General features: G+C 71.2%; 17 protein-coding genes. 9 read left to right on the forward strand and 8 right to left on the reverse strand.

The window, feature by feature from the left end; translation table 11 throughout:
* Window positions 1-226 precede the first annotated feature (226 nt).
* The 3 genes from ACFVUT_RS08100 (at window position 227) to tyrS (ending at window position 4639) form a co-directional block, all read left to right on the forward strand.
* Window positions 227-1750, forward strand: coding sequence for a TldD/PmbA family protein (locus ACFVUT_RS08100; RefSeq protein ID WP_389646722.1), 1524 nt, complete (start codon window positions 227-229; stop codon window positions 1748-1750).
* Window positions 1747-3141: a metallopeptidase TldD-related protein gene (locus tag ACFVUT_RS08105; RefSeq protein WP_389646719.1), complete on the forward strand. Its 1395-nt coding sequence runs from the start codon at window positions 1747-1749 to the stop codon at window positions 3139-3141. The genes ACFVUT_RS08100 and ACFVUT_RS08105 overlap by 4 nt, the downstream gene beginning before the upstream one ends.
* Before the next feature lie 232 nt (window positions 3142-3373).
* The gene (gene tyrS / locus ACFVUT_RS08110) at window positions 3374-4639 is read left to right on the forward strand and encodes a tyrosine--tRNA ligase (protein ID WP_389646716.1); all 1266 of its coding nucleotides are present in this window, start codon (window positions 3374-3376) and stop codon (window positions 4637-4639) included.
* Window positions 4640-4711: 72 nt separating this feature from the next.
* Here the strand turns inward: tyrS and ACFVUT_RS08115 are convergent, their stop codons facing one another.
* Window positions 4712-4987, reverse strand: a complete 276-nt coding sequence (locus ACFVUT_RS08115) for a GlsB/YeaQ/YmgE family stress response membrane protein (RefSeq protein ID WP_389646713.1) — start codon at window positions 4985-4987, stop codon at window positions 4712-4714.
* Window positions 4988-5236: 249 nt separating this feature from the next.
* Here ACFVUT_RS08115 and ACFVUT_RS08120 point away from each other — a divergent pair, with 249 nt between their 5' ends.
* Both ACFVUT_RS08120 and ACFVUT_RS08125 read left to right on the forward strand, forming a co-directional pair.
* The gene (locus ACFVUT_RS08120) at window positions 5237-5602 is read left to right on the forward strand and encodes a DUF3099 domain-containing protein (protein WP_389646710.1); all 366 of its coding nucleotides are present in this window, start codon (window positions 5237-5239) and stop codon (window positions 5600-5602) included.
* Window positions 5603-5857: 255 nt separating this feature from the next.
* Entirely contained in the window at window positions 5858-6115 is a 258-nt protein-coding gene (locus tag ACFVUT_RS08125; protein ID WP_389646707.1) for a hypothetical protein, read from the forward strand.
* 764 nt (window positions 6116-6879) lie between these two features.
* Here ACFVUT_RS08125 and moaA read toward each other — a convergent pair.
* From moaA to ACFVUT_RS08140, 3 genes are all read right to left on the reverse strand, one after another.
* Window positions 6880-7869 (reverse strand): GTP 3',8-cyclase MoaA, encoded by a 990-nt coding sequence (gene moaA, locus ACFVUT_RS08130; RefSeq protein WP_389646704.1) that lies wholly within the window; start codon window positions 7867-7869, stop codon window positions 6880-6882.
* Window positions 7870-8159: 290 nt separating this feature from the next.
* The gene (locus ACFVUT_RS08135; RefSeq protein WP_389646701.1) at window positions 8160-9800 is read right to left on the reverse strand and encodes a cation acetate symporter; all 1641 of its coding nucleotides are present in this window, start codon (window positions 9798-9800) and stop codon (window positions 8160-8162) included.
* Window positions 9797-10162 (reverse strand): DUF485 domain-containing protein, encoded by a 366-nt coding sequence (locus ACFVUT_RS08140; RefSeq protein ID WP_389646698.1) that lies wholly within the window; start codon window positions 10160-10162, stop codon window positions 9797-9799. The genes ACFVUT_RS08135 and ACFVUT_RS08140 overlap by 4 nt, the downstream gene beginning before the upstream one ends.
* A gap of 292 nt (window positions 10163-10454) precedes the next feature.
* Here ACFVUT_RS08140 and ACFVUT_RS08145 point away from each other — a divergent pair, with 292 nt between their 5' ends.
* Window positions 10455-11990: a S8 family serine peptidase gene (locus ACFVUT_RS08145; RefSeq protein WP_389646695.1), complete on the forward strand. Its 1536-nt coding sequence runs from the start codon at window positions 10455-10457 to the stop codon at window positions 11988-11990.
* 203 nt (window positions 11991-12193) lie between these two features.
* Window positions 12194-13642 carry a CoA transferase gene (locus tag ACFVUT_RS08150; protein ID WP_389646692.1) on the forward strand — a complete coding sequence of 483 codons (1449 nt, stop codon included), beginning with the start codon at window positions 12194-12196 and terminating at the stop codon, window positions 13640-13642.
* Here the strand turns inward: ACFVUT_RS08150 and ACFVUT_RS08155 are convergent.
* From ACFVUT_RS08155 to ACFVUT_RS08165, 3 genes are read right to left on the reverse strand one after another with little or no spacing between them, the layout of a single operon-like run.
* Window positions 13632-14675, reverse strand: coding sequence for a zinc-dependent alcohol dehydrogenase family protein (locus ACFVUT_RS08155; RefSeq protein WP_389646689.1), 1044 nt, complete (start codon window positions 14673-14675; stop codon window positions 13632-13634). The two genes, ACFVUT_RS08150 and ACFVUT_RS08155, sit on opposite strands and share 11 nt — an antisense overlap.
* 21 nt (window positions 14676-14696) lie before the next feature.
* Complete coding sequence (locus ACFVUT_RS08160) at window positions 14697-15386, reverse strand: lysoplasmalogenase (protein ID WP_389646686.1); 690 nt, start codon at window positions 15384-15386, stop codon at window positions 14697-14699.
* The gene (locus ACFVUT_RS08165; protein WP_389646682.1) at window positions 15383-16261 is read right to left on the reverse strand and encodes a sterol desaturase family protein; all 879 of its coding nucleotides are present in this window, start codon (window positions 16259-16261) and stop codon (window positions 15383-15385) included. Before ACFVUT_RS08165 ends, ACFVUT_RS08160 begins: the two co-directional genes overlap by 4 nt.
* A 148-nt stretch (window positions 16262-16409) precedes the next feature.
* Between ACFVUT_RS08165 and ACFVUT_RS08170 the strand changes: the two genes are divergently transcribed.
* On the forward strand, window positions 16410-19508 hold the full coding sequence (locus ACFVUT_RS08170) for an NACHT domain-containing protein (RefSeq protein WP_389646679.1): 3099 nt from the start codon (window positions 16410-16412) through the stop codon (window positions 19506-19508).
* 46 nt (window positions 19509-19554) lie between these two features.
* On the opposite strand, the gene ACFVUT_RS08175 is transcribed toward ACFVUT_RS08170, so the two are convergent.
* The gene (locus tag ACFVUT_RS08175; protein ID WP_389646676.1) at window positions 19555-20268 is read right to left on the reverse strand and encodes a VIT family protein; all 714 of its coding nucleotides are present in this window, start codon (window positions 20266-20268) and stop codon (window positions 19555-19557) included.
* A gap of 390 nt (window positions 20269-20658) precedes the next feature.
* Between ACFVUT_RS08175 and ACFVUT_RS08180 the strand changes: the two genes are divergently transcribed.
* Complete coding sequence (locus tag ACFVUT_RS08180; protein WP_389646673.1) at window positions 20659-21657, forward strand: DEDDh family exonuclease; 999 nt, start codon at window positions 20659-20661, stop codon at window positions 21655-21657.
* Window positions 21658-21720: the final 63 nt, after the last annotated feature.

The raw sequence follows: 21720 nt of genomic DNA on the forward strand, positions 1-21720 counted from the left end.
GTGCGCGTGGACGGGCAGGCCCCTCTTCTCCCGCCGCCGTTCCCGGGCGCGTGGCGCGGGCAGGCCGCTCTTCCCTCGCCGCCGTTCCCGGGCGCGTGTGCGGGCAGGCCCCTGCCGGGGCTCCTCGTTGCGCATTCCCGGCCATATGTCGGGGTGTGAGACGTACTGCCGTGCTTCACTTCCCTCTGGCGCATTCGACGACGCGAGCGAAATGGGGAGGCCGCACATGGCCCATGACATCGACCGGGAGTTTCTGGCCCTGCCCCTGCGGGCCCTCGCCGACGCGGCGCTGGCCCGGGCCCGCGCGCTGGGGGCCGTGCACGCCGACTTCCGGTTCGAGCGGGTGCGCAGCGCGTCCTGGCGGTTGCGGGACGCCCGCCCCGCCGGGACGACGGACACGACCGATCTCGGGTACGCGGTGCGCGTGGTGCACGGCGGGGCGTGGGGGTTCGCGTCCGGCGTGGATCTGACGATGGACGCCGCGGCGAAGGTGGCCTCGCAGGCCGTCGCCATGGCGAAGCTGTCGGCGAAGGTGATCGCGGCGGCCGGCTCCGACGAGAGGGTCGAGCTGGCGGAGGAGCCGGTGCACGGTGAACGGACCTGGGTCTCGGCGTACGAGATCAATCCCTTCGACGTCCCGGCCGAGGAGAAGGCGGGCCTGCTCGCCGAATGGAGCGGCCGGCTCCTGGGGGCCGAGGGCGTCGCGCATGTGGACGCCTCGCTGACGACCGTCCACGAGAACAAGTTCTACGCGGACACGGCGGGCACCGTCACCACGCAGCAACGGGTGCGGCTGCACCCGCAGTTCACCGCGGTCGCCGTGGACGGGACGACCGGTGAGTTCGACTCGATGCGGACGATCGCCCCGCCGGTGGGCCGCGGCTGGGAGTACCTGACCGGCACCGGCTGGGACTGGGACGACGAACTGGAGCGGATTCCCGGGCTGCTCGCGGAGAAGATGCGGGCGCCGAGCGTCGAGGCGGGGACGTACGACCTGGTCGTCGACCCGTCCAATCTCTGGCTGACCATCCACGAGTCGATCGGCCACGCCACCGAGCTGGACCGGGCACTGGGGTACGAGGCGGCGTACGCCGGGACCTCGTTCGCCACCTTCGACCGGTTGGGAAAGCTGGCGTACGGCTCCCCCGTGATGAATGTGACGGGTGACCGCACCGCCGAGCACGGGCTGGCGACCGTCGGATACGACGACGAGGGTGTCGAGGCGCAGTCCTGGGACCTGATCAAGGACGGGACGCTGGTCGGCTACCAGCTGGACCGGCGGATCGCGAAACTGACGGGCCTGGGCCGTTCCAACGGCTGCGCGTACGCGGACTCGCCGGCCCACGTGCCCGTGCAGCGGATGGCGAACGTGTCGCTGCGGCCGGATCCGGGCGGGCTGTCCACCGAGGATCTGATCGGCGGGGTGGAGCGCGGCATCTACGTGGTCGGCGACCGGTCCTGGTCGATCGACATGCAGCGCTACAACTTCCAGTTCACCGGGCAGCGGTTCTTCCGTATCGAGAACGGCCGACTGGCCGGGCAGCTGCGCGATGTCGCGTACCAGGCGACGACGACGGACTTCTGGGGCTCGATGGAGAAGGTCGGCGGCCCCCAGACGTATGTCCTGGGCGGCGCCTTCAACTGCGGCAAGGCCCAGCCGGGCCAGGTCGCGGCCGTCTCGCACGGCTGCCCCTCCGCCCTGTTCCGAGGCGTGAACATCCTCAACACGACGCAGGAGGCGGGACGATGAGTCGCGTCAGCAAGCCGCACGAGATTGTCGAGCGGGCGCTCGAACTGTCCACCGCCGACGGCTGTGTCGTCATCGCCGACGAGGAGTCGTCCGCCAACCTGCGCTGGGCCGGCAACGCGCTCACCACGAACGGGGTGACACGGGGCCGGACCCTGACCGTCGTCGCGACCGTCGACGGTGCGCAGGGCACCGCGTCCGGGGTGGTGTCGCGGTCGGCGGTCACCGCCGGCGATCTCGAACCGCTCGTGCGGGCCGCCGAGGCCGCCGCGCGCGGGGCCGGGCCCGCGGAGGACGCGCAGCCACTGGTCGGCGGGGTGCCCTCGTCGCCCGATTTCACGGACGCGCCGGCCGAGACGGGCTCGGACGTCTTCGCCGGGTTCGCCCCGGCGCTCGGTGACGCCTTCGCCCGCGCCCGTTCCGGAGGCCGTGAGCTGTACGGCTTCGCCCACCACGAGCTGACCTCGACATACCTGGGTACGTCGACAGGGCTGCGGCTGCGCCACGACCAGCCGAACGGAACGCTGGAGCTCAACGCCAAGTCCCCCGACCGGACCCGTTCGAGCTGGGTGGGCCGTTCGACGCGCGACTTCAAGGATGTCGACCCGGCCGGGATCGACGCGGAGCTGGCGCAGCGGCTGCGCTGGGCGGAGCGCCGTGTCGAGCTGCCCGCGGGGCGGTACGAGACGTTGCTGCCGCCGACCGCCGTGGCGGATCTGCTGATCTACCAGCTGTGGTCGTCGACGGCACGGGACGCCGTGGAGGGCCGTACCGTGTTCTCCAAGCCGGGCGGCGGGACGAGGCTCGGCGAGACCCTGTCCGGGCTGCCGCTGTCGCTGCGCAGCGACCCGCACGCCCCGGGCCTGGAGTCGGCGCCGTTCGTGATCGCCCATACCTCCGGGGACGGCGCGTCCGTCTTCGACAACGGTCTGCCGCTGACGTCGACCGACTGGATCCGGGACGGCAGGCTGGAGCAGCTGACGACCACCCGGCACACGGCGGGGCTGACGGGGCTTCCGGTCGCGCCGGCGATCGACAATCTGCTGCTGGAGGGCGGCGGCGAGCGGTCCCTGGCGGAGATGGTGGCCGCGACGACCGGCCGCGGGCTGCTGCTGACCTGCATGTGGTACATCCGGGAGGTCGATCCGGCGACGCTGCTGCTGACCGGGCTCACCCGCGACGGGGTGTACCTGGTCGAGAACGGCGAGGTCGTCGGTGAGGTGAACAACTTCCGGTTCAACGAGTCGCCGGTGGATCTGCTGTCGCGGGCCACGGAAGCGGGCCGTACGGAGAAGACGCTGCCGCGTGAGTGGGGCGACTGGTTCACCCGGGCCGCCATGCCCGCGCTGCGGATCCCGGACTTCAACATGAGCTCGGTGAGTGCCGGCGTGTGACGTGCCTGAGGGCGGTCCCATGACTCCCCGGTGGACGAGCGCGCGGCGTCGGAGGATGCGGTGCGTCGCAGGGCGGGGGACGCCCGGACACTGGATGCGTTAGGGCGTTCCGGCCACGCGGCGAGGTGCCGTGGCCGGCGTCGTGCGCCCGCCGGGGATGGCGGGACAGCCCTTAGACTGGCTGGTGCCTTTCGATACACGTAGCTACACGTAGCTGAGGAGACACGGAACCGTGACGGACATCGTCGACGAGCTGAAGTGGCGTGGGCTGTTCGCCCAGTCCACTGATGAGGACGCACTGCGCAAGGCTCTCGCGGACGGTCCCGTCACGTTCTATTGCGGTTACGACCCCACCGCGGCGAGTCTGCACGTCGGCCATCTGGTGCAGGTGCTCACCATGCGCCGGCTCCAGCGGGCCGGTCTGCGGCCGCTCGCTCTGGTGGGCGGGGCCACCGGTCAGATCGGTGACCCGAGGCCGACTGCCGAGCGCACGCTGAACGACCCGGAGACGATCGCCCACTGGGTGTCGCGGCTGCGTTCCCAGATCGAGCCGTTCCTGTCCTTCGAGGGCGAGAACGCGGCGGTCATGGTCAACAACCTGGACTGGACCGCGGGCATGTCCGCGATCGAGTTCCTCCGGGACATCGGCAAGCACTTCCGCGTCAACAAGATGCTGACCAAGGACTCCATCGCCCGGCGGCTGGAGTCCGACGAGGGCATCAGCTACACCGAGTTCAGCTACCAGCTGCTCCAGAGCATGGACTACCTGGAGCTGTACCGGCGCTACGGCTGCACCCTCCAGCAGGGTGGCAGCGACCAGTGGGGCAACCTCACCGCGGGGCTCGACCTGATCCACCGCCTGGAGCCGGGTGCCGAGGTGCACGCGCTGGCGACCCCGCTGATGACGAAGGCGGACGGCACCAAGTTCGGCAAGTCCGAGAGCGGGGCCGTCTGGCTCGACCCGACGATGACGACGCCGTACGCGTTCTACCAGTTCTGGCTGAACGTGGACGACCGGGACATCTCCCGCTACATGCGCATCCTCAGCTTCCTGAGCCCCACGGAGCTTGAGGAGATGGAGAAGGTCACCGAGGAACGTCCGCAGGCGCGGACGGCACAGCGCGCGCTGGCCGAGGAGCTGACGACGCTGGTGCACGGCGCCGACCAGTGCGCGGCGGTCATCGCGGCGTCGAAGGCCCTCTTCGGCCAGGGTGAGCTGGGCGAGCTGGACGGAGCGACGCTGAGCGCCGCGTTGTCCGAGGTGCCGCACGCGCGGGTCACCGAGCTCGGCCCGCTGGTGGATCTCCTGGTGGAGGTCGGTCTGGCGCCGAGCAAGTCCGGGGCCCGCCGCACGGTGAAGGAGGGCGGTGCGTACGTGAACAACGTCAAGGTCACGGACGGCGAGAGCGCCCCGGCCCGTGAGGAACTGCTGCACGGGCGCTGGCTGGTGCTGCGCCGGGGCAAGAAGAACCTCGCCGCCGTCGAGGTCACCGGCTGATCGCGGACACACGCAACCGCGGCCGGGTACGCGTGGCGCGTACCCGGCCGCGGTGCGTCGTGGCCCTCCGGGTCAGGCTCTCTGTTTGGAACTGCGCCTCGCGTTCCACAGCATGTCGCCGACACCGACGATGACCACGGCACCGATCAGCTGGAACAGATGGCGCGTCCAGTCGATGCCCTTGGTGTCATTGACACCGATCCAGGTGGCGACGGCATTGCCCAGGACACTGCCGAGCATCCCGAAGATCGTCGTCAGCCAGAGTGGGATGTTCTGTTTGCCGGGCAGGATCGCCCTCGCGATCACGCCGAGCACCAGACCCACGATGATTGCCCACAACCAGCCCATGTCGCCTCCTCGTGCGACGCGATGTCGCGCATGTGCCGCCCAGTCTCGGCGCGCGGGCCGTATGCCGCATGCCGGGCGCGTCCGTCCGTGCGGCGCGACTGCCGGAAGGTACGAATGCGGCGCGCCCCGGCCTCGAAGGCGTCGCCCGCCGGGCGTACCGTGGAGGCGGTCCTGGCCGGGGAGTGTCCGGCGCGGGTACGAGGTCTCCCCCGGCCCGCGAGGCGTTGGGGGAAGGGTGGTGGAGACGTGATGCGGAAGCAGAGCGGTGCCGAGGTCTTCCGGATCACGGGCGCCCGGAAGGGGCTCGCGGACGATGTGCGGGGCAGGCAGCGCCGCTATGTGATCTCGATGTCCGTGCGGACGGTTTCGGTGATCCTGGCCGCTGTGCTGTGGAACGTCGAACGGTACGTCGCGATCGTGGCGCTGGCGCTGGGTGTTCTGCTGCCGTACGTGGCGGTGGTCATCGCCAACGCGGGCCGCGAGAACACCCCCTCGCTTCCTTCGACTTTCGTCCCGACGCCGACGCGTCCGGCGCTCGACGCGGCGCCCGTGGCCGGTGCCGCGGAAACCGATCCGGACGCCGACGAGAGCCGCCGCACCGGCGAATCGGCCTGAGCGCACCGGTATCGTCCCAGGTGGGGCGGGGTCGCGGTCGAAGGCTCAAGAAAACCTCAGATCAATCATGAAGTTACGGTGCACCGCACCCCCGTCTGCGTGACATACTTCAAAAGCGCTCCGCATCCCCCGTCGGAGCGACTGACCGACGCCGGGCAGCTCCCCCCGTGGCTGCTCGGCGTCGCTTTTCTCCGGCGGGGTGTGGCGAGCGGGCACTCGCGAGGCGGGCGCAGGCGCTGACCTAGGGTTGAGTCCGTGAACTCCCCCGATTCCGCGGCCGAGAACGCTGCCGCCGCACCCCCCTGTTCCGCCAAGGGCTGCCGGGCCGACGCCGTATGGGTGCTCGCCTGGAACAACCCGAAGCTGCACACACCGGAACGCCGCAAGACCTGGCTGGCCTGCGAGGAACACCGGGAACACCTCTCCTCGTTCCTGGGCGTCCGGGGCTTCCTCAAGGAGGTCGTCACGCTGGCGGAGTGGGAGTCGCGCGGACCGGCGGCGGACCACCCTTAGCGCTTCTCGCTCGGGTCGTGACGGGCTCGCGCGGACCGGCGCGGCGGCACGGCACGTCGGTGGCCGGCCGACCACCGGGGCCGGGCTTCTCGCGGTTGCCGACCTGATCCGTCTCGGGCCACGTCTGCGCCTCGGGCCGCGTGTCCGTCTCGGGCCGCGTAAGCGCCCTTGGGCCCCCACGAGAGGTTCACAAACCTCAAGAAAAGCTCAGATCAATCATGAAGTTACGGTGCACCGCCCTGCGATCGTCGTGACAGACTGCGCCCCCCGAAACGATGACTCAGCCGCTTCGGTTCCGCTTTGACCAGCTGAAGTTCGGCACCTTCAGGAGGGCTGCCCCATGTCTCAAGCGTCGCATCGGACGTTGCCGCGACCTCGTGACGCCGCGTACTTCGAACTGCGCGTCGGCGGCTTCCGCGTCACGGCCGACCGGCTTCCCCTGCGCTTTGTCGCGACGATGTCCAGCGCGGCTTCAGGATTGGCAGCGTGGTGGTTCACCCGGTGAGGTGCTCGGGACGGGAGGATCGCGAACTTCCGGCTTCTCGCACCCGAACGACTTCTCGCTCCCGGACGATTCCTCACCCCTGAACGGCTCCCCTCTCCCCGACCGGGTGCCTCTGTCCGCTGAACCACGTCCCGCACAGGGCCGTGGCCACCCGCTCCCGGGAACCCCCTGTCCGCTACGGGGCGACCGCCCTCGCACGTGCCGTCGACGAGCGGCTGTGAGCGGACGTCCGACACCCGTGCCAGGGGCCGGACGGCCCTCAGCCCCCGATCGCCGACATCGGCCGGTCGGGCTGCAGGAAGGACGGGTCATCCAGACCGGATCCGGCCTTCTTTCCCCACATCGCGCGTGTCCAGATCCTGGCGATCTCCTCGTCCGGTGCGTCCGAGCGCAGGGCGCCGCGCAGATCGGTCTCCTCGCGGGCGAACAGGCAGGTGCGCACCTGGCCGTCGGCGGTGAGCCTGGTCCGGTCGCAGGCCCGGCAGAAGGGCCGGGTGACGGAGGCGATGACACCGACGCGGTGGGGGCCGCCGTCGACGAGCCAGCGCTCGGCGGGGGCGGAGCCGCGCGCGCCGTCGCCCTCCTCGGTGAGGGTGAAGCGGGTGCGCAGCGACTGGAGTATGTCGCTTGCCGTGATCATGCCGTCGCGCTTCCAGCCGTGCTGCGCGTCGAGCGGCATCTGCTCGATGAAGCGGAGCTCGTAGCCGTGCTCGACGGCCCAGGCGAGCAGGTCGGGGGCCTCGTCGTCGTTGAGTCCCGGCATCAGGACGGTGTTGACCTTGACCGGGGTGAGACCGGCGTCGCGAGCCGCTTCGAGGCCGGCCAGCACGTCGTGGTGGCGGTCGCGGCGGGTGAGTGTCCTGAAGACGTCGGGGCGCAGGGTGTCCAGCGAGACATTGACCCGGTCCAGGCCGGCGGCCCTGAGCGCGGACGCTGTGCGCTTCAGCCCGATGCCGTTGGTGGTGAGCGACAGCCTGGGGCGCGGCGCGAGCGCCGCGCATCGCTCGACGAGGGAGACGAGGCCGGGGCGCAGCAGCGGCTCGCCGCCGGTGAAGCGGACCTCGGTGATGCCGAGTCGGGTGACGGCGATGCGGATCAGGCGGACGATCTCGTCGTCACTGAGCAGGTCGGGTTTGGCGAGCCATTGGAGGCCCTCTTCCGGCATGCAGTACGTGCAGCGCAGATTGCACCGGTCGGTCAGCGAGACACGGAGGTCGGTGGCGACCCGGTCGTAGGTGTCGATGAGCATCTGGGCCCCCTCTCCCGTCACTTCCCGGCCGCGGATCCGGCTGCTCCGGCCGACTGCTCCGGCCGACTGCTCCGAGACTACGCGAGACCTGTGACATCGGAGGAGTCCGTTTGCCACAGGGAGCGGTGCGGCGGAAGCGGCGTGGCCGGGGCGGCACTGCGGAAGCGGCGTGGCCGCGTCGCAGGAGAGACCCTGCGACGCGGCCACGGATCTGCGGTGGCGCGTGGAGCGAACCCCTCGGAGAGGGTTTCGCTCGGTGCGCAACTCGTCCCCGTGCGCAACGACGCCTTTCAGTGCGCGCCGACGCCCGTGAGGGACTTGACCTCCAGCTCGGCGTACTTGCCCTTGTCCGGCTCCTCCTTCGAGAGGAGGGAGCCGATCCAGCCGAGCAGGAAGCCCAGCGGGATGGAGATCAGGCCCGGGTTCTCCAGCGGGAACCAGGAGAAGTCGACGCCCTTGAACATGGACGTCTTCGGGTTGCCGGAGACGACCGGCGAGAACAGCACCAGGATCACCGAGCTGGCCAGACCGCCGTAGATCGACCACAGGGCGCCCTGGGTGGTGAACCGCTTCCAGAAGAGGCTGTAGAGGATCGTCGGCAGGTTGGCGGAGGCGGCGACGGCGAAGGCGAGCGCGACCAGGCCGGCGACGTTCATGTCGCGGGCGAAGGCGCCGAGGACGATCGCGACCGCGCCGATGAGGACGGTGGCCCAGCGGGCGGCCCGCATCTCCTCCTGCTCGGTGGCCTGTCCCTTGCGGATGACGTTGGCGTAGATGTCGTGCGAGAAGGAGGACGAGGAGGCGAGGGTGAGTCCCGCGACGACGGCGAGGATGGTGGCGAAGGCGACGGCCGAGATCACGGCGAGCAGGACGGCCCCTCCGGTGGAGCCGACCCCGCCGAGGTACTCGGCGAGCTGCGGCGCGGCCGCGTTGCCGGCCGGGTTCTTGGCCTTGACCTCGTCCGGGCCGATCAGGGCCGCAGCGCCGAAGCCGAGCGCGATCGTCATCAGGTAGAAGGCGCCGATGATGCCGATGGCCCAGTTGACCGACTTACGGGCGGCCTTGGCGGTCGGCACCGTGTAGAAGCGGATCAGGATGTGCGGCAGTCCCGCGGTGCCGAGGACCAGGGCGATGCCGAGCGAGAGGAAGTCCAGCTTCGAGGTGCCGGTGGCGCCGTACTTGAGGCCGGGCTCCAGGAACGCCGCTCCGTGGCCGCTCTTCTCCGCGGCCGTGCCCAGCAGGTCGGAGACGTTGAAGTCGAACTTCAGCAGCACCAGGAAGGTCATCAGGAGGGCGCCCGCGATCAGCAGCACGGCCTTGACCATCTGGACCCAGGTGGTGCCCTTCATGCCGCCGATGGTGACGTACACGATCATCAGTACGCCGACCAGCGCGACGATGAGGATCTTGCCCTGGTCGTTGCTGATGCCCAGCAGCAGGGAGACCAGGACGCCCGCGCCCGCCATCTGCGCCAGCAGGTAGAAGATCGAGACGACGATGGTGGAGACGCCCGCGGCGGTACGGACGGGGCGCTGCCTCATCCGGTAGGCGAGGACGTCGCCCATCGTGTAGCGGCCCGAGTTGCGCAGCGGTTCGGCGACCAGCAGGAGGGCCACCAGCCAGGCGACGAGGAAGCCGATGGAGTACAGGAAGCCGTCGTAGCCGAAGAGCGCGATGGCTCCCGCGATCCCGAGGAACGAGGCGGCCGACATGTAGTCGCCGGAGACCGCGAGTCCGTTCTGGAAGGCGGTGAACTGGCGGCCGCCCGCGTAGAAGTCGGAGGCGCTCTTGGTCTGCCGTCCGGCCCAGACGGTGATGGCCAGCGTCGCCGCGACGAATACGGCGAAGAGCGTGATGATCAGCGGTCGGTGCTCGGTGGTCGAGGAGGCGGCCAGCTGGAGGGTGGGGTGCGAGTGGTACACGGCGCTCATGCGTCGGCCTCCATACGGGACTTGATGGCCTCGGCCTTCGGGTCGAGCTTCGCGGCCGCGTGGCGGGAGTAGAGCCAGGCGATGAGGAAGGTGGTGACGAACTGGGCGAGGCCGAACACGAAGGCCACGTTGATGTTGCTGTACACCTTGGTGCCCATGAAGTCGCCCGCGTAGTTGGACAGGAGCACGTACAGCAGGTACCAGACGACGAAGGCGACGGTCAGCGGAAAGGCGAACGAGCGGTGGGCGCGGCGCAGTTCGCCGAACTCCGCGCTCTCCTGCGTCGCGATGAACGCCTCGGTCGTGGGCTCGGCAGGGCTGGTGCCCGAAAGGGCCTCGGGCGGCGGGGCATCGGTAGTCACGGAATCTCCTCGCGACGCGGGTGCGGTGGTGTCGGGGACAGTGGATTTCACGGGGGAACCTCGATGTCGGGGGTGATGGATGCACCTCCCCCTGACAACGGCACGGAGGGCGCGACGAAGCGGTTCACCGACGGGCCGCACTTCTCGAACGCGTCGTCCGGAGGCCGCCCGGCCGAACCGGGTACCCCGAACTCATTGATCAGCGGGGTTGATCAGCGATAACTTCACTCGTCATGTACGCGACCGGCACATCCTGTGTCCGGTCGACCGGCACGGATGATGTGGAGACCCCATGGCTCATCTGGGATCCAGACGGACACGCGCACTGACGTTGCCCGTCGGATTGGCACTCACGGCCTCGCTCGGCTTCCTGCCGACGAGTGCCGCCTCTGCCGCACCGGCGGACGCTCAGCCGACGGCGGCGGTGTCGGCTGACGGCCCGATGCTCTCGTACGTGGTCAACACGCGGAGCGGCCCCGGGACCGTCAAGCAGGTGACGAAGGCGATAACCAAGGCCGGCGGCACGGTGGTGATCGCCTACGAGCGGATCGGTGTCATCGTCGTCCACTCGCAGAACCCGGATTTCGCGCAGTCGATCCGCCGGGTCAAGGGTGTCGACTCGGCCGGGGCCACCCGCACCAACCCCATCGTTCCGCAGGCCACCAAGGACATCGGGGTCGAGCAGCCGCTCACCGCCGAGCAGGCCGGCAGCGCGGCGGCGCAGGCGACGGCGGACCAGGACCCGCTGGAGCCGTTGCAGTGGGATCTGCCGGCCATCAAGGCGGACCAGGCGCACCAGGTGTCGCTGGGCAGCAGCAAGGTGACGGTCGCGGTCATCGACACGGGGGTCGACGACACGCACCCGGACCTGGCACCGAACTTCGACCGCGGGGCCTCGGCGAACTGTGTGTCCGGTGCGCCGGACACGACGGACGGCGCCTGGCGTCCGAAGACCGGTGAGAGCGATCACGGCACCCATGTCGCGGGCACCATCGCCGCCGCGAAGAACGGCATCGGTGTGACCGGAGTCGCGCCGGGTGTGAAGGTCTCCGGCATCAAGGTGGGGAACCCGGACGGGCTCTTCTACACCGAGGCGGTCGTCTGCGGCTTCGTCTGGGCCGCCGAGCACGGCGTCGATGTCACCAACAACAGCTATTACACCGACCCTTGGCTGTACAACTGCAAGGACGACCCGGACCAGGGTGCCCTGGTCGAGGCCGTCGCCCGTGCCACCCGGTACGCGGAGCGCAAGGGCACGGTCAATGTCGCCGCGGCCGGGAACTCGGCCGAGGACCTGGCCGCCGACGAGCTGGAGGACACCACCAGCCCGAACGACACCACGCCGGTGTCCCGGACGGTCAACCCGCGCGAGTGCCTCGACATCCCGTCGATGCTTCCGGGCGTCGTGTCGGTCTCCGCGACCGGCGCCAAGGGTCTGAAGGCCTCGTACTCGAACTACGGGAACGGCGTCATCGACGTGGCGGCCCCGGGCGGCGACTCGACGGTGTACCAGACGCCCGCGCCGCCGGCGACGAGCGGTCTGATCCTGTCCACGCTGCCGGGCGGGAAGTACGGCTACAAGGCCGGTACGTCCATGGCCGCCCCGCATGTCGCGGGTGTCGTGGCCCTGATCAAGTCGAAGCACCCGCACGCCTCGGCGGCCGCGGTGAGGGCGCTTCTGTCGGCGGAGGCCGACGCCACCGCGTGCGGGGCACCGTACGACATCAACGGTGACGGCGTGGTCGACGCCGTCTGCGAGGGCGGCAAGAACCGCAACGGCTTCTACGGGGCCGGTGTGGTGAACGCGCTGAACGCGGTCCGCTGGTAGGGACCGCCCCGCGGCGGGAGGGGCAGGGCCGTCGGCCGGCCTCCTCCCGCCGCCTCTTCCGGGCCCTGCGGCATGCGCCTCCCGCCGCACCACCTCTGCCGGGCCCTGTGGCGTGACGCCTCCCGCCACCTCTTTCAGGCCCCCGCGGCGTGAACCCCCGCTCCCTCTTCCTTCGGGGTGGCACTCAGTGCCATAGTCCAGGGATGACTCATGCACGCGTTTCCGGTACGGAGCAGGCCTGGGCGGCGCTGGGCGGCGACCCCGCGCTTCTCGCGCACATCGGGACGGAGGTCTCCGATGGGCTGCCGCCCGCCCGGCTGCCCGTCGCGGAACTGGCCCGTTCCGCAGTCGCCGTCTGTTCGCTGGCCGCGGCCGAGCTGGCCGCCCGACGCACCGCACGCCCTGTGCCGCGGGTCCGGATCGACGACGGCGCGGTGGCCGCGGCGTTCACGAGCGAGCGCCATCTGCGGATCGACGGGCGCACGCCGACCAGCTTCGCCCCGTTGTCCCGCTTCTGGCGCACGGCGGACGGCTGGGTCCGTACCCACGCCAACTATCCGCACCACCGGGCCCGGCTGCTCGCCACGCTGGGGCTCGCGGCGGACACCCCGGACAACAACGCCGTGGAAGCCGTCGCCGCCTCGTTCGCCGGGCGCCGGGGAGCGGAGATCGAACGGACGGTGTACGCGGCGGGCGGTCTGGCCGTCGTCGCCCGTACCCCCGAGGAGTGGGCGGCCGACCCCCGGGGCGCCGCGCTCGCGGGCACACCGCTGATGGCCAGGGAACGCGTCGACGCCGCTCCGGCACGCCGCACGGCGGCGCTCACCGGTGAACCGTGCGAACCGCTGCTGCCCGCCGCCGGGTTGCGGGTGCTGGACCTCACCCGGGTCCTCGCGGGGCCCGTCGCCACCCGTACGCTCGCGCTGCTCGGCGCCGACGTCCTGCGGATCGACGCACCGCGGCTCCCGGAGAGTCAGGACGCGCACAGCGACACCGGCTTCGGGAAGCGGTCGGCCGACCTGGACCTCGGCAGCCGCTCGGGCAGGGCCGCGTTCGACGAGCTGCTGGCCGGCGCGGACGCGGTCGTCATCGGCTACCGTCCCGGCGCGTTGGATCCGTTCGGCCTGACGTCGCGGTCGCTGGCCGCGCGCAGGCCCGGACTGGTGATCGGGCGGCTCTCGGCCTGGGGGCACGGTCCGTGGGCGGGGCGACGCGGTTTCGACAGTCTGGTGCAGGTGGCCACCGGCATCGCCGCGGTCGAGGCCGCGGCGGGATCCGGGAACCCGCCCGGTGCGCTGCCCGCGCAGGCGCTCGACCACGGCACGGGCTATTTGCTGGCCGCCGCCGTACTGCGCGCACTGACCGATCAGCACGACGAGGGCGGTACCCGGCTGGTCACGCTCTCGCTCGCCCGTACCGCCTCCTGGCTGCTCGACGAGCTGCCCCGGCAGGAGCCCGGGGCCGAAGGCGGGGACCGAGCCCCGCACGATCCGGCCCCGTACGCCCCGGAGAAGTGGCTCACGGAGACGGACAGCCCGCTGGGCCGGCTGCGTCATGCCCGGTCGCCGGTCGCCTTCGACGGCTCCCCCACCGACTGGTCGCGCCCGCCCGGCCCGCTGGGGGCGGACGCGCCCGTCTGGCTCACGGCTTGATGAGCACCTTCAGGGCCGACCGGTCGTCCATCGCCCGGTAGCCGCCGGGGACGTCGTCGAGACCGACGGTCAGGTCGAAGACGGGCGACGGGTCGATCGTGCCGGACAGCACGTCGGGGAGCAGCTCCGGAATGTACGTGCGCACGGGGGCGACGCCGCCGCGCAGGGCGATGTTCCGGTCGAACATGACGCCGAGGTCCAGGCCGGTGCCGCTGCCGTGCGGCACGCCGACGTAGCCGATCGAGCCGCCGTCGCGGGTGATCCCGACGGCGGTGCGCATCGACTGCTCGGTGCCGACGGCCTCGATCACGGCGTGCGCGCCCTCGCCGCCGAGCAGCTCCCGTACGGCGTCGACCGCCGCCTCGCCGCGTTCGGCGACGACGTCCGTGGCGCCGAAGGCGCGGGCGATGTCCGTACGCGCCCGGTGGCGGCCGAGCGCGATGATCCGTTCGGCGCCGAGCCGCTTGGCGGCCATCACGCCGCACAGTCCGACCGCCCCGTCGCCGACGACCGCGACCGTGCTGCCGGTCCGGACACCCGCGCCGACGGCGGCGTGGTGTCCGGTGCCCAGCACGTCGGACAGGGCCAGCAGCGCGGTGAGCAGGTGGTCGTCGGAGGCCGCGGCGGCGGGAAGCTTGACCAGCGTGCCGTCGGCGAACGGGACACGTACCGCCTCGCCCTGCCCGCCGTCGGAGCCGACCGAGCCCCAGAAGCCGCCCTGCGGGCAGGAGGTGGTCAGGCCCTCCGCGCAGTACGCGCAGGTGCCGTCGGACCAGACGAAGGGCGCGACGACCAGGTCGCCGACGGCGAAACCGGCCACCTCGGAGCCCGCTTCCTCGACGATCCCGAGGAATTCGTGCCCGATGCGCTGGCCGGGCTGCCGGGCGGACTCGCCGCGGTACGCCCACAGATCGCTGCCGCAGATACAGGCCCGCAGGACCCGCAGGACCACGTCGGTGGGCTGCTGGATCGACGGGTCCGGCACCTCCTGCACACGGATGTCGCGGGGGGCGTGGATGACGGTGGCGCGCATGCGTGGGAATCCTTGCTGATCTCAGATGGTGATACGTCGTTCACGGTACGCCCCGCCGCCGGAACCGGGGCGCCCGGTACCGGGTGCGAGCGCCCCGGTGGTCAGCAGGAACTGCGCCGCGATGTAGGTGAGCATGATCCAGAAGTCGGACGCGGGCGGCTGCGGCCGGTCGGCGATGCCGAGGGCGATGAGTGAGTCGGAGAGCAGGAAGAGTGCCCCGCCGGCGGCCGCGTACCTGCCGAGGGTGCCGGCACGGTACGCCATCGCCGTGAGCAGCAGGCTGTAGCCGGTCATCGGGATCCGCAGGTCCGCGGGCAGCCCGCTCCAGAGCAGCGCGACGAGGGCGGCCAGGACGGCGACGTACCCGATCCCGGCGGGCAGGGAGCCGCGGGCGCGTCCGAAGAGAAGCAGATAGCAGACGTGGCCCGCGGCGAAGAGGCCCATGCCGATGAGGAAGGCGGCATCGGCGTCGGGCAGCAGCAGGGTGTCGCCGCCCCAGCCGCACAGGAGCGCCGCGACGAGCAGGCGGGGGCCCCGCCGGGCGGCGGCGTATCCGGCCAGCAGCGGCATCAGCAGGGGTTTGGCGACGAGGTGGGCGACCGGGACGTCGGCGAGGACGCCGAAGAGGTCGACGGCCGAGGCCGCGAGGAAGGCGAGGAGCAGCGGGCGTACGAGACGCTCCCGCCGGTCCGGGACGTCGGCGGCGCTCATCCGGTGCGCTCCCGGGCAGGAAGGGCCGTACGGACGGCCGTGGGGGACGGCTGCCAGCCGGGGCCGCGGAAGATCCGCCCGGCCCGCTCGCTCCAGCTGCCGGCCGCCCGCAGGTCACGGGCTATGGCGGCGTACTCGTGGGTGGCGACCCGCAGCGGATTGAACGTGTCGATGTTCTTGGTGAGGCCGAAGACGGGCCGTTCCGTCTCGGCGGTGAAAGACCCGAAGAGCCGGTCCCACAGGATCAGGATGCCGCCGAAGTTCCGGTCCAGGTAGCCGCCCTGCGACGCGTGGTGCACCCGGTGGTGGGAGGGCGTGTTCAGCACGTACTCGAAGGGCCTGGGGAGCTTGTCGACGCGCTCCGTGTGCACCCAGAACTGGTAGACGAGGTTCGCCGACGAGCAGAAGGCGAGCGCGGCCGGGTGGACACCGCAGGCGATGAGCGGCACGTAGAAGGGCCAGACGGTCAGCGACGTCCACGGCTGGCGCAGGGCCGTGGAGAGGTTGAACTTCCGGCTGGAGTGGTGGACCACGTGGCAGGCCCAGAGGATCCGGACGACGTGGTGGCCGCGGTGGGACCAGTAGTAGAGGAAGTCCTGGGCGAGCAGCATCAGCGGGACGGTCCACCACAGCACGGGCACGCGGAGCGGGGTGAGCTCGTGGACGGCGGTGTAGATCGCGACGACGGGCACTTTCCACAGCAGGTCGAAGACCAGGCTGCCGAGTCCCATGGTGATGCTGGTGGCGGAGTCCCTCGCCTCGTACCCGGCGGCCTCGTCGTCGGGATGGAAGTGGTGAAGGGCCATTTCGAGGACGGTGAGCAGGACGAAGGCCGGTATGGACCAGAGCACGACATCGGGCAGGTTCGGCGGCATGCGAGCACCGTAGAGCCGCGGATCGGCCGGGGACCAGACGTTGTTACCAACAAGTATGCGAGACGTGGTGTCAGCAGTCTTTGGCACTTTCTGCCATACGGGCGCCGTACGATCTCCGTACCGGATGCTCCATGGGGGAGGAACTGCTGTGCAGGGTCTGGAAGTTGCGGTGGTGCGGCTGGCCACCACGGTGATCGGCACGGTGGCCAAGTCACTGATGACACCGAAGCCCGGCGCGGGCCTGGTTCCGGACCCGGTGCGTCCGCTTCCCCGTCCGGCGAAGCCGGACCGCTTGGCGAAGGTGCTCGGCGGCCGTCTGACGCAGTCGTACGCCACGGTGCCCGAGCACGAGCGGCTGGCAGCCGTGGAGGCGGTACGGGACACCTTCGCGGCGGCGGGCGAGCTGACGGCGGACCGGCTGTTCGCCGTGGGCCTGGAGCCCGAGCGGCTGCGCGCCGATCTGTCCGCGCCCGCCGCGGGCCTCTCGGAGCGCGCCGTCGAGCTGTACGAGGACCTGCTCGGCCGGTGCTGCGCGCATGCCGTGGAACAGCTCACCGCCGAGCCGTCGTTCGTGGCACGGGCGGCGGTGGAACAGGTCCGCGCGGCGGAGCGGACGCGGGAGTTGGTGGAGGACGTCCGGGCCCGGGTGGGCCCGCGCCCGGACGCGGAGGCGCTGGACTTCGAGCAGCGGTACGCACAGTTCGTGGCGGCCACGAACAGCCGGATGGGACTGTTCGGGCTGACGCTGGGGCGGTCGGCGAGCGAGTGGCCGCTGGAGACGGCCTACATCAGCCTGGCGGTGAGTTCCCATGCCACCGAACCCCAGTGGTGGGAGGTGTCCGCGCCGGACCGGGTGATGGTCAGGGCCGAGCAGGCCCTGCTGGAGACGAACCGGCTGCTGCTGCGCGGTCCGGCCGGGTCCGGGAAGAGCACGCTGGTGCAGTGGCTGGCGCTGAACGCCGCGCGCCGCACCTTCGACGGCGAGCTGACGGACTGGAACCGCTGCGTGCCGTTCGTCCTGCGGCTGCGCGCCTTCACGTCGTACGAGACGCTGCCCACCCCGGACGACTTCCTGCGCGCGACCGGAGTTCCGCTGCACGGCTCGGCGCCCGCGGGCTGGGCGGACCGGCTGCTGACCGAGGGCCGGGCACTGGTCCTGGTCGACGGGGTGGACGAGGTCCCGATGCGCCTGCGCAACCGGACGGAGCGCTGGCTCAAGGACCTGATCGCGGCCTACCCGCGGGCCCGCTACGTGGTCACGACCAGGCCGTCCGCCGTCCCGGACGGCTGGCTCGGCCGGCAGGACTTCGTGGCGCATTCGCTGCTGCCGATGGAACGGGACGACATCCGCGCGTTCATCGGGCACTGGCACGACGCGGCGAGGGCGGAGTGCCTGTCCGAGGACGAGCGGACGCAGCTCGACACGTATGAGGGATCGCTGCGGCGCGCGGTCGGGATGCGCCGGGATCTGGGCCGGCTGGCCACGAACCCTCTGATGTGCGCGCTGCTGTGCGCCCTGAACCGGGACCGCCGGATGCAGTTGCCGCGCGCCCGGAAGGAGTTGTACGACGCGGCGCTCGACATGCTGCTGGTACGCCGGGACACCGAGCGCGAGATCGTCGGCGTGGAGGGTGTCGACCTGACCCGCGAGGAGCAGACGGCGCTGCTGCAACGGCTGGCGTACTGGCTGATCCGCAACGGGCAGGTGGAATCGGCCCGTGACGAGGCCGTCGCGATGGTGGAGCTGTGGCTGCGGGCCATGCCGCAGGTGCGGGGCACGGCCGAACAGGTCTTCTCGCATCTGCTGATCCGCAGCGGACTGCTGCGCGAACCGGCGCCGGGCGCCGTGGACTTCGTGCACCGGACGTTCCTCGACTACCTGGGGGCGAAGGCGGCGGTGGAGGCGCGGGACTTCGGGGTGCTGGTGCGCAACGCCCATGACGACGGGTGGGACGACGTGGTGCAGATGGCGGTGGGGCACGCGCGGGTGGACGAGCGGGCCCTGCTCCTGGGCAGGTTGCTGGATCGCGCGGATCAGGACCCCGACCACGAGCACCGGCTGATCCTGCTGGCGGCGGCGAGCCTGGAGCACGCTCCGGAGCTGGCCCCGGAGGTGCGCGAAGAGGTGGAGAAACGCACCGAGGAACTGCTGCCGCCGGTCTCGCAGGAGGACGTCGAGGCACTCGCGAAGGTCGGCGAGCTGGTCCTCGGGCTCCTGCCCGGTCCGGACGAGGTGAACGGGGAGGAAGCGGCGGCGATCGTACGGACGGCGGCGGAGGTCAAGGGAGACGCGGCGTACGAGGTCGTCTCCCGCTTCCGGGACGACGAACGGCCGGAGGTGGCGAACGCCCTGTCGCTGGCATGGAGTTCCTTCGACGCGGATCCGTACGCGCGGAACATCATGGCGCACAGGTCCTGGGACACCGGACCGTACGCCTATGTGCAGAGCGGGGCGCAGTTGGCCGCGCTGCACCACATCCCCCACGCGCGGGCCGTGCATGTCCAGGGTGACCATCCCGATCTCTCACCCATCACGTCACGGACCGACGTGGAGCGGCTCTTCGTCTACGACAACCGGGAGTTCGACGACCTCAGCCGGATCGCCGCCATGCCCCGGCTCCGCGAGACAGGTCTCAGCCTGTGCCCCTCGGTCGAGGATCTCGGTCCCCTGGCCCGGCCGGGTATGGAATGGCTCTCCCTGGTCGAACTGCATCCATACCTGGACCCGGAGCCGCTCAGGGACATGCCCGACCTGCGGCATCTCACCCTCGGCCATCCCTTTCTCGTCGAGAGCATGAGTGAACTCCCCGTCTGCCACCGGGTCAGCAGCCTGCTTCTGTTCCGGCAGACCCGGTACATCGACCTGGACGGACTGGACCGCTGGCCGGCCCTGCGCAACCTGACCCTGAGCGGCACCACGCACCTGCGGCAACTGACGTCCACCACACCCCTCGACGGACTGGAATCCCTCACCCTGCATCAGCTCTCGTCGCTCGACCTCCGCCTGCTGGCACCCCTGACGGAGCTCCGCACGCTTTCCCTGTTCCAGTGCGGCACACCCGACGGACTCGCGCCGCTGCGCGACCTGAGCGGCCTCACCCTGCTCAACCTGGACGCCCATGCCGGCCCCCCTGTCGACCTGACCCCGTTGAGCGGCCGGACCGGACTGACCATCACGTTCGGGTACGGCACCGAGGTCACCGGCACCGACCTGTTCCCGCCCGAGAGCATCGTCCGCCGTCACTAGCGTCGCGGCAGGCACCACTCCTGCCGCGGCACCGGTCGTGCAGCCCTCAGGCGCCCACCGCACCCAGCAGTTCTCCCGCCGCGTACGTGACCGCCATCGCCAGCGCTCCCCCGCCCATGTTCCGCAGTACCGCGGGCACCGCCGCCGCGTCGCCCAGCCGGGCGCTCCACCAGCCCGTCAGCGCCAGCGCCGCCAGGACCGACAGCACGGTCACGAGGAGCCTCAGTGATGACGGGGGGAGCACGATCGCCAGCAATGGCAGCAGCGCGCCGACGGTGAACGCCAGGAAGCTCGCGCCCGCCGCGTGCCACGGGTTCGTCAGCTCGTCCGGGTTGATGCCCAGCTCGACCACCGCGTGGGCGCGCAGCGCGTCGCGCGCGGTGAGCTGGAGGGCGGCCTCGCGGGCGACGTCCCGGCTCAGCCCCTTGCCTTCCAACAGGCCGGTCAGTTCGGCGAGTTCCTCTTCGGGGGCCTCCGCCAGCTCCTGCTTCTCGGTCGCCAGCGCGGCCTTCTCCGAGTCGCGCTGCGTGGAGACCGATACGTACTCCCCCGCCGCCATCGACATGGATCCGGCCAGCAGTCCGGCGAGGCCCGCGGTGAGCAGGGTGCCGCGGTCGCCGGTCGCCCCCGCCACGCCGACGACCAGGCCCGCGGTGGAGACCACACCGTCGTTGGCACCGAGGACCGCGGCGCGCAGCCAGTTCAGCCGCTCGCCGAGTCCCCGGCCGTGCGCTTCGCCATGCGCCTGGGTATCCGTCACCCGGGGATGGTCTCACCCGGCCCCGGCACCGGACGCGCACCGACCCGCCCGAGTCCGTACGGACCCGGTGGCGAAACCGCGGGCCGGTCCTGGGGTGGGTCGCCGCCCGGACGAGACCGCTGAACGGATGCGGCACGCCCTGGCCGGGGCCGGACCCGGGCCGCCGCTCGCCGCGCCCGGCCGGCTGAGGACGCGTCATGTCGCCAGGGTCTGTGACGTCACGGAGCCCGTGCACGGGAAGCGGCTGCTTCCGGGGCCGATTGACGGCTGCGGCCCGGAACGGACAGCGGCCGAGGACGTCGTCGCCGCGCCGGGTTCCGCCGGCCCGGTGGCCGAACGGGGAACGGAGACGGCCGAATAGGAGACTGTCAGTCGCGGCCCGTATTCTCTGTGACCATGCTCGACGACCGCCAGACCTCAACACCGTGGCCGACCGCCTACCCACAGGGGTACGCGGTCGTCGACGTGGAGACCACCGGACTCGCACGCGACGACCGGATAGTGTCGGCTGCCGTCTACCGCCTGGACGCGCAGGGCAACGTGGAAGACCACTGGTACACCCTCGTCAACCCGCAGCGTGACCCCGGCCCCGTCTGGATCCACGGGCTGACCAGCGATGTCCTCGAAGGCGCGCCGCTCTTCCCGGAGGTCGCCGCCCAGCTCTCCGAACGGCTCGCGAACCGCGTCCTCGTCGCGCACAACGCGGCTTTCGACTGGTCGATGCTGGCCCGGGAGTACGCACGGGCCTCGGTCACCGCCCCCGTCGAGCAGCGGCTGTGCACCATCGCGCTCTCCAAGGAGCTGCGGCTGCCGCTGCCCAACCACAAGCTGGAGTCGCTGGCCGCGCACTTCGGCGTCGTGCAGCAGCGGGCCCACCACGCCCTGGACGACGCCCGGGTGCTGGCCGAGGCGTTCCGGCCGAGTCTGCACGCGGCGGCGCGGAGCGGGGTGCGGCTGCCGCTGCTGGAGTGCCGGCCGCTGACCGAGTGGTCGGACTCCCCGGTCACCCCGCGGATCGGCCGTCAGCCTTCGTACGGTCAGAGCAGCTGGCGCCCCTCGCGCAAGCGTCCGTCGTGCCCGTATCCGAACCCCGGACGATACAAGACGGACAAACCCCTCATGCAGGGCATGAGGGTGGCGTTCTCCGGGGACACCTCCGTCGACCGCGAGCTGCTGGAGGACCGGGCGGTGGAGGCCGGGCTGCATGTGGCGACGAGCGTCTCCCGGCTGACCAGCCTGCTCGTGACCAACGACCCGGACGCGGCGACATCGAAGACGGTGAAGGCGAAGTCGCTCGGCACCCCGATCCTGGACGAGAGCGCGTTCACCCATCTGTTGCGCGATGTGGCACCGTCACCGGCGCGGACGACCGCGCCGTCATCGGAGTGAACCGGGGGCGACTCGCCCGCCTGCCGCTCGCCCCCGCCGCCCGCGCGTCCCACCCTGTGGCGC

This window comes from Streptomyces sp. NPDC058051 (genome assembly GCF_042885475.1).
Classification (GTDB): domain Bacteria; phylum Actinomycetota; class Actinomycetes; order Streptomycetales; family Streptomycetaceae; genus Streptomyces.

Coding starts and splice junctions, on each gene's coding strand:
- ACFVUT_RS08135 (WP_389646701.1), bottom strand. CDS start 9,800: ATGAGCGCCGTGTACCACTCGCACCCCACCCTCCAGCTGGCCGCCTCC.
- ACFVUT_RS08100 (WP_389646722.1), top strand. CDS start 227: ATGGCCCATGACATCGACCGGGAGTTTCTGGCCCTGCCCCTGCGGGCC.
- ACFVUT_RS08115 (WP_389646713.1), bottom strand. CDS start 4,987: ATGGGCTGGTTGTGGGCAATCATCGTGGGTCTGGTGCTCGGCGTGATC.
- ACFVUT_RS08120 (WP_389646710.1), top strand. CDS start 5,237: ATGCGGAAGCAGAGCGGTGCCGAGGTCTTCCGGATCACGGGCGCCCGG.
- moaA (WP_389646704.1), bottom strand. CDS start 7,869: ATGCTCATCGACACCTACGACCGGGTCGCCACCGACCTCCGTGTCTCG.
- ACFVUT_RS08145 (WP_389646695.1), top strand. CDS start 10,455: ATGGCTCATCTGGGATCCAGACGGACACGCGCACTGACGTTGCCCGTC.
- ACFVUT_RS08150 (WP_389646692.1), top strand. CDS start 12,194: ATGACTCATGCACGCGTTTCCGGTACGGAGCAGGCCTGGGCGGCGCTG.
- ACFVUT_RS08155 (WP_389646689.1), bottom strand. CDS start 14,675: ATGCGCGCCACCGTCATCCACGCCCCCCGCGACATCCGTGTGCAGGAG.
- ACFVUT_RS08105 (WP_389646719.1), top strand. CDS start 1,747: ATGAGTCGCGTCAGCAAGCCGCACGAGATTGTCGAGCGGGCGCTCGAA.
- ACFVUT_RS08160 (WP_389646686.1), bottom strand. CDS start 15,386: ATGAGCGCCGCCGACGTCCCGGACCGGCGGGAGCGTCTCGTACGCCCG.
- ACFVUT_RS08165 (WP_389646682.1), bottom strand. CDS start 16,261: ATGCCGCCGAACCTGCCCGATGTCGTGCTCTGGTCCATACCGGCCTTC.